We start from the raw sequence: 14,933 nt of genomic DNA, 5'->3' as shown, positions 1-14,933 counted from the left end.
CCAAGAAGATTCAGCGCAGCGTTGCGGACCGTAAGCTTCTTGGAGGACTGAGCGTGCACGGAAGAATCCGCACCTGGGGACCTGGAGCCCTGGTGCTGCTGCCGACCGTGCTGCTGCTCGGGTACTTCGTCTACGGGCTGATCGCGTGGTCCTTCAACACCTCGCTGACCGACCGGCACACCGCCCGCAAGGGCCCGGCGTCGTACGTCGGGTTCGAGAACTACGGGCACCTGTTCGGTGAGGACCGGTTCCTCAACTCGCTGAAGAACCTCGGCGTGCTCACGGTGGCGTTCATCGTGGGCACGCTGATCTTCGGCCTGCTCTGGGCGCTGCTGCTGGAGAAGGGCGTGCCCGGCGAGTCGATCTTCCGGTCGATCTACCTGTTCCCGATGGCGATCTCGATGATCGCCTCGGGCGTGGTCTGGGGCTGGTTGCTGAACCCGTCCCAGGGCGCCGACGCCCGCGGGCTGAACCGGCTGTTCGAGATCCTCCATCTGCACTTCCTGGAGAATCCGTGGTGGACGGCCGGCAGTAGATGGACGACGATGGCGTCCATCGCGTTACCCGCGGTCTGGCAGTTGTCGGGGTACATCATGGCGCTGTTCCTGGCCGGCTTCCGGGGGATCCCGCCGGAGCTGCGCGAGGCGGCCCGGGTGGACGGCGCGTCCGAGTTCAAGCTGTACCGGCACGTGCTGTTCCCGCAACTGTCGCCGATCGCGCTGTCCGCGCTGATCATCCTCGGGCACATGTCGCTGAAGCTGTTCGACCTGATCTACGCGATCACCGGGCCGAACCAGTTCCGTACCGAGGTGCCCGCGATCTACATGTGGAACACCCTGCTGCGCAGCGACATGGCGAAGTCGGCCGCGATCGCGATCGTCCTGCTGGCCGTCGTCGCCGTCCTGGTCATCCCGTACATCGCGTACACCGTCCGGCAGGAGAACGAGGAATGAGTACCGATACCGCTGCCGCCGCGACCGGTAGTGCCGCCGCGGCGGTCCGCCGGAAGCCGCCGAAGAGCCGCGGCGTTATCGCGGACGGCTCGACCCGGCGCAGCCGGACGGTTCGGTACGTCCTGCTGCTGCTGTTCCTGCTGTTCGTGCTGATCCCGGTGTACGTCGTACTGATCACCAGCTTCAAGACCTCCGGCGACACCACCGCCGCGTCGCAGTGGAGCCTGCCGAAGACCTGGACGCTGGACCCGTGGCGCAAGGCCTGGGACGTGCTGCAGCCGTACATGGTCCGGTCGCTGTCGCTGGCGATCCCGGCCGCGATCATCTCCTCGCTGATCGGATCCGCGAACGGGTTCGTGCTGGCCCGCTGGCGGTTCCCGGGGGCGAACATCGTGTTCGCGTTCATCCTGTTCGGGATGTTCATCCCGTACCAGGCGGTGATGCTGCCGCTGCGTACGACGTTCACCACGCTGGACGTCACCCGGGGCGTACCGACGCTGATCCTCGCGCACTGCATCTACGGCATCCCGATCTGCACGCTGATCTTCCGGAACTACTACGCCACGATCGTGCCGAACGAGATCATCGAGTCGGCCCGGGTGGACGGGGCCGGGCTGGTCCAGACGTACCTGCGGATCATCCTGCCGCTCTCGATGTCCGGCTTCGTGGTGACGCTGATCTGGCAGTTCACCTCGGTCTGGAACGACTTCCTGTTCGCGCTGTTCCTGACCCAGCAGGACAACGGGCCGGTGACGCTCGGTCTGGCGGCGCTGTCCGGCGGTCAGAAGGTCGACTATGCGGCCAGTATGGCCGGGGCGCTGATCACAAGCCTGCCAACCCTGATCGTCTACATCGTCCTGGGCCGCTGGTTCATCGGCGGCCTGATGGCCGGAGCCCTCAAGGGCTGACCCGGTACGCCGCACCGCGCTATCCGACTTTGAGAAGCCACCGACCACTTTCATGGCCGATTTGTGGTTGGTGGGTTCTCAAGGTCGCCGGCGGCGTACGGCGGAGTTGTCCACAGGGCGCGCGGAGGGGCCTGCGGGGGAGTGGGGTCGGGCGGTAATCTCACGGAGGTGACCAAGTCTCCCAGTGGACGGGACGGACGGCGCAGCCACTTGCGGCTCGTCGGCTCCGATCCCGGCGAAACGTACGCGCCGCCGGCGGGTGTCGATGTCGACACCACGCCGAGTGTCGCTGTGCTGGAGACCCTGCTGGAAACGCTTGCCCTCGACCTGGCCGCGGTGCCGGCCGCGCTGCACCCGGTGATCGCCGAGGCGTCCGTGGCCCGCTCGGCGGCGATGCTCGCCGACCAGCTGTGGCCGGCCGGGCGTCCGGACGAGATCGGTGAGGTGGAGCGCTTCTTCTGGGCCGACGCAGCCCGGGTGCTCGGTGAGCGCCGTGACCTGGAGTCCTTCGTGCTGCTGACCAGCCTGGCCCGGACCGTCGGTCCGGCCGGCCGGCTGCCGTTGCAGCGGGCACACGTGTCCCGGCTGCGGACGCAGGACGAGGTGCCCGAGTGGGTGACCCGGATCGCCGGGTTCCGGCTGACCAGCGCGATCGTGTCCGAGGACATCACCGGTGACGGGCTGAGCGTCGTGCTGGACTACGACGACGAGCAGCACCCGCACACCGTGGTGGTGTTCATCGACAACAACATCGGCGCGATCATCAAGGACGTGTTCGTCGGCCCGCCGGTGGACCGCGTCCTGGAGGCGTACCAGCGCGGCGGCCGGGTGACCATCCGGACCGTGCGGCCGCCGATCGCCGCCGGGATCATCCTGCAGGCGCTCGGCGAGACCCGGGACTACGACGATCCACCGGTCAGCGAGGACTTCGAGTTCTTCACCGGCCTGCTGGTGAACCGGCTGACCCAGATGCCGGAGCGCCCGGTCCGCCCGCCGATGCGGCCGTTGCTGACCCCGCGGCAGCGCGAGCAACTGGTCGAGGACTTCCTGGAGTCACGGTTCGCCGTTGGTCTGCCCGACGATGCCGCGGACATCGTCCGGCTCTGGATCGACCACGCGGTCGACCACACCGTCGGCGGGCCGCTCCGGGTCAGCGGCGTGCTGGTCGAGCTGTTCCTGGCGCACTGGCTGCCCCGGAAGGTGCTTGCCGACAGCACCTACTTCGACGCGGTCCCGGTGGTGGTGAAGGCCTGGCTCGAGTTCGCCGGCGACCGCGGCAGCCTGCCGCTGGACACCGTCGACGAGGCGGTCGACGCGGTCGACGACTGGCAGGCCGCGCTGGAGGCGGCCGCGATGATCGACCCGGTCGGCTCGAAGCCCGGCGAGCGCGTCTTCCTCGACGACACCACCAACGACCTCGAGGACGCCTACCGCGCCCTGGCCGGACTCGGCTCCCCACCGCAACCCGACCTCGAGGGCCTGGACAACCACCAGGCCGCCACCCTGTCGGTGCTGGCCCCGCACGCCTGGCTGATGGCCGGCGAAACCCTGGGCACGGCGTACGCCCCGGACGCGTTCGACATCGCCGAACGCCTGGTCCGCGAAGCCCCCGACCTCCTCACCAAGGCCCGCCTCTCGACCTGGCCCCGCGCCATCGTCTGGCTGATCGCCCACCGCCACCGCCTCGTCGGCCCCGGCGAATCCCTCACCCCCCACACCCTCGCCACCGACCTCTCCTCCTCCCCAGCAACCCTCCGCAAAACCGCCAAACTCCTCACCGACACCCTGATCCTCCCGCGCTGATCTCAGCGGGCGTCCCGATGGCCGCAGCGGTTGTGCTGCGTCGGACAATGGGAGGCATGCATGTGCGTGCGCCAGAGTTGCGGGGTCGTGGGTGGTTGAACACCGGTGGGCGGGAGTTGGCGTTGGCCGACTTCCGGGGCCGGTTTCTGTTGTTGGACTTTTGGACCTTTTGCTGCATCAACTGTCTGCATGTGCTGGACGAGTTGCGGCCGTTGGAGGAGAAGTACGGGGATGCGTTGGTGATCGTGGGGGTGCATTCGCCGAAGTTCGCGCACGAGGGGGAGGAAGCGGCGGTTCGGGCCGCCGTCGAGCGGTACGAGGTGGGGCATCCGGTGCTGGACGACCCCGAGCTTGTCACCTGGCAGAACTACACGGCCCGCGCCTGGCCGACCCTCGTGCTGGTGGATCCGAACGGGTACATCGTCGCGCAGTACTCCGGTGAAGGGCACCTGCACGCGTTGGACGCGCTCCTGTCCGAGCTGGTCGTCGAGCACGAGGCCGCCGGTACGTTGACACGCGGCAAATCGCCGTACGTCGCGCCCGTGCCGGAGCCGACCGACCTGCGGTTCCCGGCGAAGGTGGTTGCGCTGGACAACGGGTTCCTGGTCGCCGACGCCGGCAACCACAGCCTCGTGGAGCTCGCGGCGGACGCGACGACCGTCGTACGGCGGATCGGCACCGGCGAGCGTGGTTTCGTGGACGGCGGCGACTCCGAGGCGCGCTTCTCCGAGCCGAACGGACTGACTCTGCTCCCGGACGAGGTGGCGGCCCGGACCGGGTACGACGTGGTCGTGGCGGACACGGTCAACCACGCGCTCCGCGGTGTGCATCTGCAGAGCGGTGAGGTCACGACGCTGGCCGGCACCGGCAAGCAGTGGATGGACGGCGACGGGACCGACGTACTGAGTTCGCCGTGGGACGTCGCGTGGTGGGGCGGCAAGGTGTGGATCGCGATGGCCGGCGTCCACCAGTTGTGGACGTTCGATCCGTTCACCGGCGCGACCGCGGTGGCCGCGGGGACGACCAACGAAGGGCTGAAGGACGGGCCGCTCGGCGAGGCGTGGTTCGCGCAGACGAGCGGGCTCGCGGTGGACGGCGAGCGGTTGTGGCTCGCGGACTCCGAGATCTCCGCGCTGCGCTGGGTCGACACGTCCGTACACACTGCCGTCGGTACCGGGTTGTTCGACTTCGGACTGCGTGACGGCAAGGCGAGCGAGGCGCTGCTGCAGCATCCGCTCGGGGTCACGGTGCTGCCGGACGGTTCGGTCGCCGTCGCCGATACATACAACGGCGCCGTACGGCGGTATGACCCGGCCACGGAGACGCTGGAGACGATGGCCACCGGGCTGGCCGAGCCGAGCGGTGCTGTTGTCGTAGGCAACGAACTGCTGGTGGTCGAGTCCGCCGCGCACCGGCTGACCCGGATCCCGCTCGGAGCGTCGGCGACCGCGGCCGAGTTCAGCACCCGTACCCAGCGCCCGCCGATGGACCTGGCCGCCGGCGAGATCACGCTCGAGGTCGTCTTCACGCCGCCACCCGGCCAGAAGCTCGACGACCGCTACGGCCCGTCGACCCGCCTGCTGGTCTCGTCCACGCCCGACAACCTGCTCCGGGAAGGAGCCGGCGACTCCACGGACCTCGTACGCCGATTGGTCATCGACCCGCACGCGGGTTCCGGCGTACTGCACGTAGCGGTCCAGGCCGCCTCGTGCGACGACTCCGCCGAGGTCGAGTTCCCCGCCTGCCACATGCACCGTCAGGACTGGGGTGTGCCCGTCACCATCACCGCCGACGCCCCCGACCGCCTGGAACTGGTGCTGTCCGGCGCCAAGTAGCTGTTCGGAGTTTGTGGTTCGGGTACAGGGAAGACGTCAGACAGCCGCGGCCCGGAGGGAAGCGAGGACGTCGATGAGTATCGGTGTGGGGATCTTTCTGATGGTGGTCGGCGCCATCCTGTCGTTCGCTGTACGGGACACCTGGAGCGCGGTGAACCTGCAGGTGGTCGGCTACATCCTGATGCTGGCCGGCCTGGCCGGCATCCTGCTGTCGTTCTACATCACCAACCGCCGCCGCCGGGTGGAGACCAACGCCATCGACCCCGCCGTCGAGGAGGAGTACCGAGTGGTCGAGGAACACCACCGCGACGTCACTGAGTAGCGAGCTCAGCGGGTGCGGAGTTGGATGTCGCCGGACGTGGTGCTCACGGAGACGGAGTGGGAGCCGCTGTCGGTGTTGCCGAGCTTGTTGTCCACGCTGCCGTGCTGGGAGTCGGTGCTGACCTTGTAGTCGGTGCCGGGAGCGATGATGGCGATGTCGCCGCTGGTGCCTTTGACATTGACGTCGTTCGCCTCGGCGAGGTTGAGTTCGATGTCGCCGGAAGTGGTCTGGACGTCGACCGGGCCGCCCTTCAGGTCCCTGCCCTGGATGTCGCCGGAGTTCGCCTTGACGTTGAGCTTGCCGTTCAGGCCCTGCACCGACACGTCGCCGGAGGTCAGGTCCAGGTTGACGTCGCCGTCGATGTCGCGGAGTTCGAGCTTGCCCGAGGTGGACTTCGTGTCGACGCCGCCGACGCCGATGAGCTGTACGTCGCCGCTGCCGTTCTCGCCGGTCACCTTGGTCCCGCGCGGGACGGTCACCTCGTAGTCCGCGCTGCACTGCCAGCCGCAGTTCCCGTCCAGCTTGAGTACGCCGTCGTGCACCGAGTACGCGTCGCCGTGCTTGAAGAACCAGAACGTGCGCTTCTCCCGCACCCTCGTCTGGTTGTCGTCGGAGACCTTGATCGTGATGTCGGAGTGACCGGCAGCCAGCTGGACCGTGGTGATCTTGTCGTCGATCTTGTGTGTGTCGTCGGAGTTCCGGTCCCCGAACTGCCAGAACGCCAGCCCGGCCGCCGCTACCAGCAGGATCACGCCGAGCTGCTTGTTCTCCGCCATCGTCCGCCTCTTCTCGAGCCCACCCACGTTGTCGCAACGACAGTAGGCGTCGAGGCCCGCCCCGAGGATCCGGCAGATCCCCCGAGCCCACCCTGACCGCCTCTCAGGGATCTACCGATGCAGCTCGCCCCGGGAAACCGCTGCGGCCAGGTCGTCGCCGGTGGTGCCGAAGAAGGTCCGCGCCCAGAGCGAGTCCTCGTACCAGTACGGCCCGTCCTTACCGGGCAGCGACGCGGGCGCAGCTCCACGCTTGAGCGCCTGCCGGCACTCGTTGCACAGCGGGAGCGTCAACGTGGTCCCGCCGGACTCGACCTTGGTCGGCCGCCCGGTCGAACGCCCGTGCAGCGGGTTGAAGGCACACAGCTCCGGTACGTCGGCCACCCGCCGGCCGGCCGGCGTCGCGACCGCGGCGTCGTACTCGCGACGGCCCTTGTCCAGCAGCACCATCGCGCCGACCAGGTCGACGAGGTCCGGCGACGGGGAGTCGAGGATCTTCGACGCGGCGGCGTGGTCGTCGAGCGCAGCCTGCTGGTGCGCCAGCCCGGCGCCTTCCGTCGTCGGCAGCGCCGCGAGCTGCGAGCCGAGCGTGGTGAGCTCCGCGTTCGTGTCCCGGGTCAGCTTCCGGCGCCGCTCGGCCGCCACCGTCGCGGCCACGTGCGGCGGGATCCGGAACGTCTTCTCCCGGCGCGGCGCCGAACCAGACCCGCGCCTCCGCCCGATCACCAGCCCGAGCGCCACCAGTACGAGCAGACCGCCGACGATCCCGAGCGTGACGGCGGTCCCGTGCCCGCCGGACCCGGAGTCGTCCCGCTGCGTCGGCGTACCTGAGGTCGGGCGCGGTGAGGTACTCGGGATCCCCGGCTGGGCGAGCAGCTCGTACATCCGGGCCACCACCTCGGTCGGGCCAGCGTCGTACCCGGTGTCGTCCAGTGCACGCGCCCGGGACGCGTTCAGCTTCTCGTCGCTGACCTGCGGCAGGTCCTTGGTCTCGTACCACGGGAAGCGGCTGCCGCCGTCGACCACGACGTACAGACCGGGCTTGCGGAGCGCGTCGATCACCAGCGTGAGGACGTTGTCCTCCTTGCCCTCGAACTCGTCGCTCGGCGTCAGCGGCAGGATGATCGTGTACGTCGGGTACCCGAGCGCGGACGCCTTCTTCTTGACGTCGGCGCGCAGGTTCTCCGGCAGCGCGGTCTTGTACGCCGGGTCGACGTACAGCGGGTCCTTGAGCAACGCGGTCGCGATCTCGTGCGCCCGCTCCGCCGGAGTCCCGGCCGGTGCGGCCTGTGCCGGCGCCGCGGTCAGCGCGGTCAGCGCCGCGGCCAGACAAGCGAACAGAATCCGGGCCTTCACGAGCGTCCCTTTCGTCGTCGTGGGGTGGCGATCGCCGCCACCAGCAATACGATTCCGCCGAGGATGCCGCCGCCCACCATCCCGAAGACGGTGCCGCCGGCGCCGTTCGCGAGGGCCTTGCCGACGGTGAACCTGTCCTCGGTCCCCGGTGACCCGGACTCGGGCGCCGGTGTCGGCGTCGGTGTCGTCCGGGCGGGCTCCGGCGTACTCGACTTGTCCTGCTCGACCCCGTGCAGGTAGTCCGCGAGCTGGCCGCTCAGCGACTGCTTCCCGGTCGAGTACGTCCAGCTCGGCGCGTCCGCGGCGAGCTCGTGCGCGACGCCGTACGTCCGGTCGCCGTCCATCACGACGTACACGCCGGGCTTGTGGTTCGCGACCGCGAGCCGGCCGGCCAGCAGCGCGGTGTCGCCGCGCTCCGGGAACCAGGCCCCGGTCGGTACGACGGCGACGTACACCGGCACCTTGGCCTCGGCGAGCACCTTGACGATCTCTTGCTGGTCGGCGATCGAGGTGTAGTCCGGGTCGACGTACAGCGGCCGGACGGCCCAGGCCGCGACCGCGCCGGTGATCCGCGGATCGGTCGGGGTGGCCGCCCAGGCGGTCCCGGTGAGCAGGAAGACCGTTGCCGTCAGCAACAGGAGGAGCCGCCTCATCGGACCTCGTCCTTCCAGGCCGTGACCCGCTCCGGCAGGTCGTCCGAGAGCGCGCCGAAACCGCTCGCGACCATCGGGTTGTCGTCCGGGTCGAGCGTCCAGTACGGCACCTGTTTGCGGTGCAGTCCGGCCTTCGACCAGACCCGCAGCCCGCGCGGTGTCTTCCCGCGCCGTACGACGCTCGCACACGGCTGGCACGCCGGTACTTCGACGTCGTCCGACCAGTCGACCGTCGCCGTACCGGGGTTGTGCGTCGGGTCGAAGAAGCACGGCGGCTGCAGGGCGGCGCCGGACGCGACCCGCTCGGCCTGCCGGGCCAGGACGAGCGCACCGGCCGAGGCGAGCAGGTCGTCCGGGTGATCCGCCCGCAGCGTCCGCGCCGCGTCCAGCCGGCGGTACGCGTCGTCGCGCTGGTCCAGCTGCTCCGTTGTCCGGTTGCGGCGCTTGTCGAGCCGGGCGAGGGCGCGCTCGGCGGTCCTGATCTTGTCGTCGGCCTTGAGCTGCACGTCCCACGCCTCGGTCGGCGGGTCGTCCTTCGCCGGCGGCTCGCTGCGCTTGGCCGTCTTCCGGCGGCGCCGCAGCCCGAGCCGCAGCGTCAGCGCGAACCCGAGGAACCCGCCGATCCCCATCCCGATGTACGCCGACCGGTCCGCCTTGTCGGTCGTCGACAGGCCGTGGTCGCTGTACTGGTTCGGAGGCTGGCGGTCGCCCACCGGGACCGTCGGCAGCGCGCGTCCGTCGAGCGCTGTCGAAGCCTCCTGAATGGTCCGGACGATCGAGGGCGCCGGGCGGTCCGTGACCACGTCGAGGCGCTGCTTGTCGTCGTTCTGGACGCTGACCAGTTCGCGCCCGCGCAGCCCGCCCTGCCGGTACATCTCCGCGGTGATCGACCAGTAGGTGTCGTTCACCACCGCGAGCAGGTACAGGCCCGGCGTACCGATCCGGGCGTGCAGGAGCGTGGGCATGTTGTACCCGGCCGCTTTCAGCGGCGGCGTCCACGGCACGATCGCGACGTACACCGGCATGCCCGCGGTGCGCATCGCGGCGCGGATCCGGGTCAGCTCGGTCGCGGGGACACCGCCCGCCAGTCGTGGGTCGACCGAGAGGTGGTCGGTCCGCCAGGCGGCGGCGATCCGGTCCTGCAACTCCGGTGTGTCCGCCCGGGCCGGCAGGGCGGGGAGGAAGACGAGGGCCGCGACCAGGGCGGTGACGAAACGGGCGCGCATCGCGGACAGCCTACGACGAACAGACCTGGGCACATGCACACGGACGCAAGGGCGCATCGAACGGTTCCAGTCGCCGAAGTTGGCGCGACCCTGGCTCGGACAGGGGAAACCAAGCCAGGGTCACGGTGTTGCAGGCAGAAACGTTGCCGTATCACCACGCTCTGCAACAGGGCAGATCGTGGGGCAACCTGGGGCAGATCGGCGAAATCATGCCCCGAACCCTCCGGCTCGACCCGCGCAAGCGGCCGAGCCGGAGGAGCCTCAGAACGCGGACTCGGGGAGGTCCATCACGTCCAGATCGGTGAGTTCGGCCTTCACACGCTCGGCCCGCACCGACGGCATCGTGGACCGCACGAACCACTGCGCCGCGGCCACCTTGCCGGTGTAAAAGTCCTGGTCAGCGGCGGAAAGCTCGCCGCCGAGCCGCTCCAGTGCGACCTCTGCCTGGCGGAGCATCAGCCACGAGCAGACGACGTCGCCGAGGACGAACAACAGCCGGGAGGTGTTCAGGCCGACCTTGTAGATGTTCCGTGGGTCGCCGTTCTCCGCCTGGGGATTGCTGGCCATCAGGGCCTGCCCCATGATGCCCAGGATTTTCTGGGTGTCCTCGAGGCCCTTGGCGAGCAGTCCGCGCTCCTCCTTCAGGCGGCCGTTGCCGGCCTCGGAGGCGACGAACGCCTGCACCTGCTCGGCGAGATGGCCGAGCGCCTTGCCCTGGTCCTTGATGATCTTCCGGAAGAACAGGTCCTGGCCCTGGATCGCGGTGGTGCCCTCGTAGAGGGTGTCGATCTTCGCGTCCCGGACGTACTGCTCGATCGGGTAGTCCTGCAGGAAGCCGGAGCCGCCGAACGTCTGCAGCGACTCGGTGCCGAGCAGCGTCCAGGACTTCTCCGAGCCGTAGCCCTTCACCAGCGGCAGCAGCAGGTCGTTGACGCCCTCGGCGAGCTTGTCGTGCTCACCGGCGTACCGGGCCTGCTCGGCGCGGTCCTGGTACGTCGCCGTGAACAGGACGAGCGCCCGCAGCGCCTCGGCGTACGCCTTCTGCGTCATCAGCGAACGCCGTACGTCGGGGTGGTGGGTGATCGTGACGCGCGGCGCGTCCTTGGCCGGCTGGGTGAGGTCCGCGCCCTGCACCCGCTCCTTCGCGTACTCGAGCGCGTTCAGGTAGCCGGTGGAGAGGGTGGCGATCGCCTTGGTGCCGACCATCATCCGGGCGTACTCGATCACCTGGAACATCTGCGCGATGCCGTTGTGCACCTCGCCGAGCAGCCAGCCCTTCGCGGGAATGCCGTCGCCGAAGGTGATCTCGCAGGTCGTGGAGACCTTGATGCCCATCTTCTTCTCGACGTTCGTGACGAAGGCGCCGTTGCGCTCGCCGGTCAGCTCACCGGTCTCCAGGTCGAAGTCGTACTTCGGGACCACGAACAGGCTGAGGCCCTTCGTCCCCGGACCGCCGACACCCTCGATGCCCTGCGGTCGCGCGAGGACCAGGTGGACGATGTTCTCGGTCATGTCGTGCTCGCCCGAGGTGATGAAACGCTTGACGCCCTCGATGTGCCAGGAGCCGTCGTCCTGCAGCGTTGCCTTGGTCCGGCCCGCGCCGACGTCGGAGCCGGCGTCCGGCTCGGTCAGCACCATGGTGGCGCCCCAGCCGCGCTCGATGATGTGGTGCGCGATCTTCTGGTCCCGCTCGGTGCCGTTGCGCCAGAGCACGTGCGCGAAGTTCGGGCCGGCGGCGTACATGTGCACCGGCGGGTTCGCGCCCAGCACCAGTTCGGCGGCGGCCCAGCGCAGGGACGGCGGGGTCGGCTGGCCGCCCAGCTCGGCGGGGAGCTCGAGCTTGAACCACTCGGCGTCCATGTAGGCGTGGTAGCTCTTCTTGAACGCCTCCGGCATCCGGACCTCGTGGGTTTCCGGGTCGAAGACCGGCGGGTTCCGGTCGGCCTCCGCGAAGGACTCGGCCAGCTCGTGCTTGGCCAGCCGGTCGACCTCCGCGAGCACTTCGCGGGCGGTGTCCACGTCCATCTCGGCGTACGGGCCTTGTCCGAGCACGTCACCCCGGCCCAGCACCTCGAGCAGGTTGAACTCGATGTCCCGCAGATTCGACTTGTAGTGGCTCACAGACGCTCCCCTATAACATCGTACTCACGAGTAACTTGAGTATATACCCGCCGGTAATGAAGACAAAGGGGGTTTTGCTGTGACCTGTGACAGCATTGATGCCGCGACTCCGTCGCGGCGGGTCCTGGGGCTGTGACTCCCGGTCTTCCCTCGTCGCTCTGGTCGCTTCGCTCCCGCCGCTCCTCAGTCCAGACCGGGAGGCCCCATGACCAGGCTGATATACGAGACGCACTCGATCACGGTGGACAACGAGCGGGGGCGCGCGACCGGATGGTTGCCCGGGGAGCTGTCGGCGGAGGGGCGGCGGCTCGCGGAAGAGCTGGGCGAGCGGCGGCGGGACGTCGACGTGGTGTTCAGCTCGGATCTGCGGCGAGCGGTGGAGACCGTCGAGCTGGCGGGGCTCAGCGCGCCGTATCTGCAGGACTGGCGACTGCGCGAGTGCAACTACGGGACGCTGAACGGTGCGCCGGTGGACGCGCTGGATCCCCGCATCGAGCGCGTCCGTACACCGTTCCCCGGCGGCCAGTCGTACGCCGACGTCGTCGAGCTGACCCGCTCGTTCCTGGCCGACGTCAAGCAGTGGTACGCCGACGCGACGGTCCTCGTGGTCGCGCACTCCGCGAACAGGTGGGCACTGGAGCACCTGCTCGGGAGTGGGCGGCCGATGGAGGAACTGATCGTGGCGCCGTTCGACTGGCAGCCGGGCTGGACCTACGCGGTGTAGACGGTGTCGCTGCCGTAGAGCTTCTGGGTGCAGGCGGACATGTACGACGACGTGTCCGACTCGGTCAGGTTGTAGGTGAGGAAGACGCCGTACCCCTCGCTGACGGTCCGCTGGGCGAGGCTCGCCGCGGTGGACGAGCTGGTGGCGGTGTACGAGATCGCGGCGGGGGAGAGGCGGGACTTCTCGCTCGGGCCGACGGGGACGCCCCAGGTGCCGTAGTACGGGTTCCAGGCGTAGTCGAAGGTCTCGGCGATGCTCTGGCCGTTGTAGCTCAGGCGGTCCGCGGCCGGGCCGATGTCGTACAGCGTGATCAGCTTGTTCGGCAGCTTCGCGCGCAGTGCCTGCACCAGGTACACGAACGAGAAGTCGTTCGGCTGGCCGGTGCCGTTGTTGCCGTACTCCGCGTACTCGTCGTCGAAGTCGATTCCGTCCAGGCCGTACTGGTTGACGGCGTCCGCGAGCTGCTGCGCGAACGCGTCCGCGGACGCCTGGTCCGGGAAGTTCGCGAAGCCGGCGCCCTGGTGGTTGCCGAGGATCGACAACAGGACCTTGATGCCCGTCTGCTGCAGCGGGCGGACCTGGGTCGCGACGTTGTCGAGCACGCTCTGGACCTGCTGGTTGAACGACAGATAGGCCTTCGAGCCGTCGTAGTTGATGTTCGCGGCGAAGATCACCGCGACGTCGATCACCTGTGAGCCGCCGTTCGCCAGCGTGTACTTGCCGGCGCTCAGCATGCTGTGGTCGTTGACCTCGATGTACGCGACGGTCACCGGACCGGTCTTCGCGCGCGGGCGGCGTTTGCCGGCGGCGTCGGCCGGGAGCGCGGCGCCGGTGGCGGCTGCCGCAGTACCGGCGGCCAGGGCTGACAACAGGGTCCTTCGCTTCATGAGCTGATCGACTCCTCGTCACAGGTGGGCGGATGCTATAGCGGTTAAGTAGCTGCTGCCAGCCGGAGGATCGGCACGGCGACGAGCGCTGATAAACCGGTATAGCGTCACCGATCATCAATCGGTGATCACCGGCTGTCAAGGCCCGGGCTCGCGGAGGCGGGGCCTGATGACCGAGACTGGAGGTTGCGACCGCCACCGACGGGAGTGACATGCGAGTGATCGGGCTGATGTCCGGGACGTCGTACGACGCGATCGACGCCGCCGCCGCGGACCTGCGGCTGGACGGGGACCAGCTGGTGCTGACACCGCTGGGGATGCTGAGCCAGCCGTACCCGGACGAGCTCCGGGCGGCGGTCGCGGCCGCGTTGCCGCCAGCGCCGACCACGATGGAGCAGGTCTGCAAGCTCGACACCGGGATCGGGCAGGCGTTCGCGGCGGTCGCGCGGCAGGCGGTCGAGCAGCTCTGCGGCGGGTACGCGGACCTGATCGTGTCGCACGGGCAGACGATGTTCCACTGGGTCGACGGCGGCAGGGTGCACGGGACCTTGCAGCTCGGTCAGCCCGCCTGGATCGCGGAGGCAACCGGCGTACCGGTGGTGTCCGACCTGCGGGCGCGGGACGTCGCGGCGGGCGGACAGGGGGCGCCGCTGGTCAGCATCATCGACGTGCTGTGGCTGCGCGGGCGTCCCGGCGTACCCGTGGCTCTGAACCTGGGCGGGATCGCGAACATCACCGTCGTCCACGGTGACCCGGTGGCGTTCGACACCGGGCCGGCGAACGCGCTGATCGACGCGGTCGTGACGGAGCTGACCGGGCAGGCGTTCGACGCGGACGGGGTGATGGCCGCGCGCGGGCAGGTGCATCTCGAGTTGCTTGACCGGCTGCTGGCCGAGCCGTACTACGGGCGCCCGGCGCCGAAGTCGACCGGGAAGGAGCTGTTCAACCTCGCGTACGTCGCCCACGCGATGGAGGGGCTGCCCGTGATCCCGGCGGAGGACCTGGTCGCGACAGTGACCACGTTGACGGCGCGGACGGTGGCCGACGCGGTACGCCGGTACGGCGGGACCGAGGTGGTCGCGGCGGGCGGCGGGATCCGGAACCCGGTGCTGATGCATCTGCTCGCGGACGAGCTGGAGATACCGGTCCGGACCACCGACGAGCTGGGCATGCCGTCGGCGGCGAAGGAGGCGTACGCGTTCGCCGTACTCGGCTTCCTGACCGTGCAAGGCCTCGGCGGAACGGTACCCAGCTGCACCGGCGCGCGGCACTCGAGCGTGCTCGGATCGGTGACCCCGGGACCCAGCGGGCTCCCGACGATTACCGGCGAGGCACGACCTCCCGTCCGCCTCTCAGTGGAATGACCGCACAC

The 14,933-nt window shown here is 69.2% G+C and carries 13 protein-coding genes; 7 read left to right on the top strand and 6 right to left on the bottom strand.

Features of this window, described 5'->3' with window-relative positions; translation table 11 throughout:
* Positions 1-53: 53 nt before the first annotated feature.
* From JOF29_RS22735 to JOF29_RS22715, 5 genes are all read left to right on the top strand, one after another.
* On the top strand, positions 54-953 hold the full coding sequence (locus tag JOF29_RS22735) for a carbohydrate ABC transporter permease (RefSeq protein ID WP_209696506.1): 900 nt from the start codon (positions 54-56) through the stop codon (positions 951-953).
* Positions 950-1,861 (top strand): carbohydrate ABC transporter permease, encoded by a 912-nt coding sequence (locus tag JOF29_RS22730; RefSeq protein ID WP_209696505.1) that lies wholly within the window; start codon positions 950-952, stop codon positions 1,859-1,861. Before JOF29_RS22735 ends, JOF29_RS22730 begins: the two co-directional genes overlap by 4 nt.
* Positions 1,862-2,029: 168 nt before the next feature.
* The gene (locus JOF29_RS22725; protein ID WP_307863611.1) at positions 2,030-3,664 is read left to right on the top strand and encodes a hypothetical protein; all 1,635 of its coding nucleotides are present in this window, start codon (positions 2,030-2,032) and stop codon (positions 3,662-3,664) included.
* A gap of 17 nt (positions 3,665-3,681) precedes the next feature.
* Entirely contained in the window at positions 3,682-5,499 is a 1,818-nt protein-coding gene (locus JOF29_RS22720) for an NHL domain-containing thioredoxin family protein (protein ID WP_307863610.1), read from the top strand.
* 73 nt (positions 5,500-5,572) lie between these two features.
* The gene (locus JOF29_RS22715; RefSeq protein ID WP_209696503.1) at positions 5,573-5,821 is read left to right on the top strand and encodes a DUF6458 family protein; all 249 of its coding nucleotides are present in this window, start codon (positions 5,573-5,575) and stop codon (positions 5,819-5,821) included.
* A gap of 5 nt (positions 5,822-5,826) precedes the next feature.
* On the opposite strand, the gene JOF29_RS22710 is transcribed toward JOF29_RS22715, so the two are convergent.
* The 5 genes from JOF29_RS22710 to JOF29_RS22690 all read right to left on the bottom strand — a co-directional run bounded on the left by JOF29_RS22710 (position 5,827) and on the right by JOF29_RS22690 (position 11,950).
* Positions 5,827-6,597 carry a DUF4097 family beta strand repeat-containing protein gene (locus JOF29_RS22710; RefSeq protein WP_209696502.1) on the bottom strand — a complete coding sequence of 257 codons (771 nt, stop codon included), beginning with the start codon at positions 6,595-6,597 and terminating at the stop codon, positions 5,827-5,829.
* 111 nt (positions 6,598-6,708) lie between these two features.
* Entirely contained in the window at positions 6,709-7,950 is a 1,242-nt protein-coding gene (locus JOF29_RS22705) for a hypothetical protein (protein ID WP_209696501.1), read from the bottom strand.
* Positions 7,947-8,603: a hypothetical protein gene (locus JOF29_RS22700; RefSeq protein ID WP_209696500.1), complete on the bottom strand. Its 657-nt coding sequence runs from the start codon at positions 8,601-8,603 to the stop codon at positions 7,947-7,949. The genes JOF29_RS22705 and JOF29_RS22700 overlap by 4 nt, the downstream gene beginning before the upstream one ends.
* A complete protein-coding gene (locus JOF29_RS22695) occupies positions 8,600-9,829 on the bottom strand; it encodes a hypothetical protein (RefSeq protein ID WP_209696499.1) in 1,230 nt (409 codons plus the stop codon). The genes JOF29_RS22700 and JOF29_RS22695 overlap by 4 nt, the downstream gene beginning before the upstream one ends.
* Positions 9,830-10,090: 261 nt before the next feature.
* On the bottom strand, positions 10,091-11,950 hold the full coding sequence (locus tag JOF29_RS22690) for an acyl-CoA dehydrogenase (protein WP_209696498.1): 1,860 nt from the start codon (positions 11,948-11,950) through the stop codon (positions 10,091-10,093).
* Between the two features lie 205 nt (positions 11,951-12,155).
* Between JOF29_RS22690 and JOF29_RS22685 the strand changes: the two genes are divergently transcribed.
* Positions 12,156-12,674 (top strand): histidine phosphatase family protein, encoded by a 519-nt coding sequence (locus JOF29_RS22685; protein ID WP_209696497.1) that lies wholly within the window; start codon positions 12,156-12,158, stop codon positions 12,672-12,674.
* On the opposite strand, the gene JOF29_RS22680 is transcribed toward JOF29_RS22685, so the two are convergent.
* On the bottom strand, positions 12,662-13,561 hold the full coding sequence (locus JOF29_RS22680; protein ID WP_209696496.1) for an endo-beta-N-acetylglucosaminidase H: 900 nt from the start codon (positions 13,559-13,561) through the stop codon (positions 12,662-12,664). The genes JOF29_RS22685 and JOF29_RS22680 overlap by 13 nt on opposite strands.
* Before the next feature lie 212 nt (positions 13,562-13,773).
* On the opposite strand from JOF29_RS22680, the gene JOF29_RS22675 reads away from it, so the two are divergent.
* Complete coding sequence (locus JOF29_RS22675) at positions 13,774-14,925, top strand: anhydro-N-acetylmuramic acid kinase (RefSeq protein ID WP_209696495.1); 1,152 nt, start codon at positions 13,774-13,776, stop codon at positions 14,923-14,925.
* The last annotated feature ends 8 nt before the right edge of the window (positions 14,926-14,933 follow it).

Origin of the sequence: Kribbella aluminosa, assembly GCF_017876295.1 — a bacterium.
In the GTDB taxonomy this organism is placed as follows: domain Bacteria; phylum Actinomycetota; class Actinomycetes; order Propionibacteriales; family Kribbellaceae; genus Kribbella; species Kribbella aluminosa.
This window is presented reverse-complemented; position numbering and strand designations above follow the sequence as displayed.

Excerpts from the sequence above, each read along its gene's own strand:
- JOF29_RS22700 (WP_209696500.1), bottom strand. The coding sequence starts at position 8,603 with ATGAGGCGGCTCCTCCTGTTGCTGACGGCAACGGTCTTCCTGCTCACC.
- JOF29_RS22675 (WP_209696495.1), top strand. The coding sequence starts at position 13,774 with ATGCGAGTGATCGGGCTGATGTCCGGGACGTCGTACGACGCGATCGAC.
- JOF29_RS22730 (WP_209696505.1), top strand. The coding sequence starts at position 950 with ATGAGTACCGATACCGCTGCCGCCGCGACCGGTAGTGCCGCCGCGGCG.
- JOF29_RS22715 (WP_209696503.1), top strand. The coding sequence starts at position 5,573 with ATGAGTATCGGTGTGGGGATCTTTCTGATGGTGGTCGGCGCCATCCTG.
- JOF29_RS22720 (WP_307863610.1), top strand. The coding sequence starts at position 3,682 with ATGGCCGCAGCGGTTGTGCTGCGTCGGACAATGGGAGGCATGCATGTG.
- JOF29_RS22680 (WP_209696496.1), bottom strand. The coding sequence starts at position 13,561 with ATGAAGCGAAGGACCCTGTTGTCAGCCCTGGCCGCCGGTACTGCGGCA.
- JOF29_RS22685 (WP_209696497.1), top strand. The coding sequence starts at position 12,156 with ATGACCAGGCTGATATACGAGACGCACTCGATCACGGTGGACAACGAG.
- JOF29_RS22710 (WP_209696502.1), bottom strand. The coding sequence starts at position 6,597 with ATGGCGGAGAACAAGCAGCTCGGCGTGATCCTGCTGGTAGCGGCGGCC.
- JOF29_RS22695 (WP_209696499.1), bottom strand. The coding sequence starts at position 9,829 with ATGCGCGCCCGTTTCGTCACCGCCCTGGTCGCGGCCCTCGTCTTCCTC.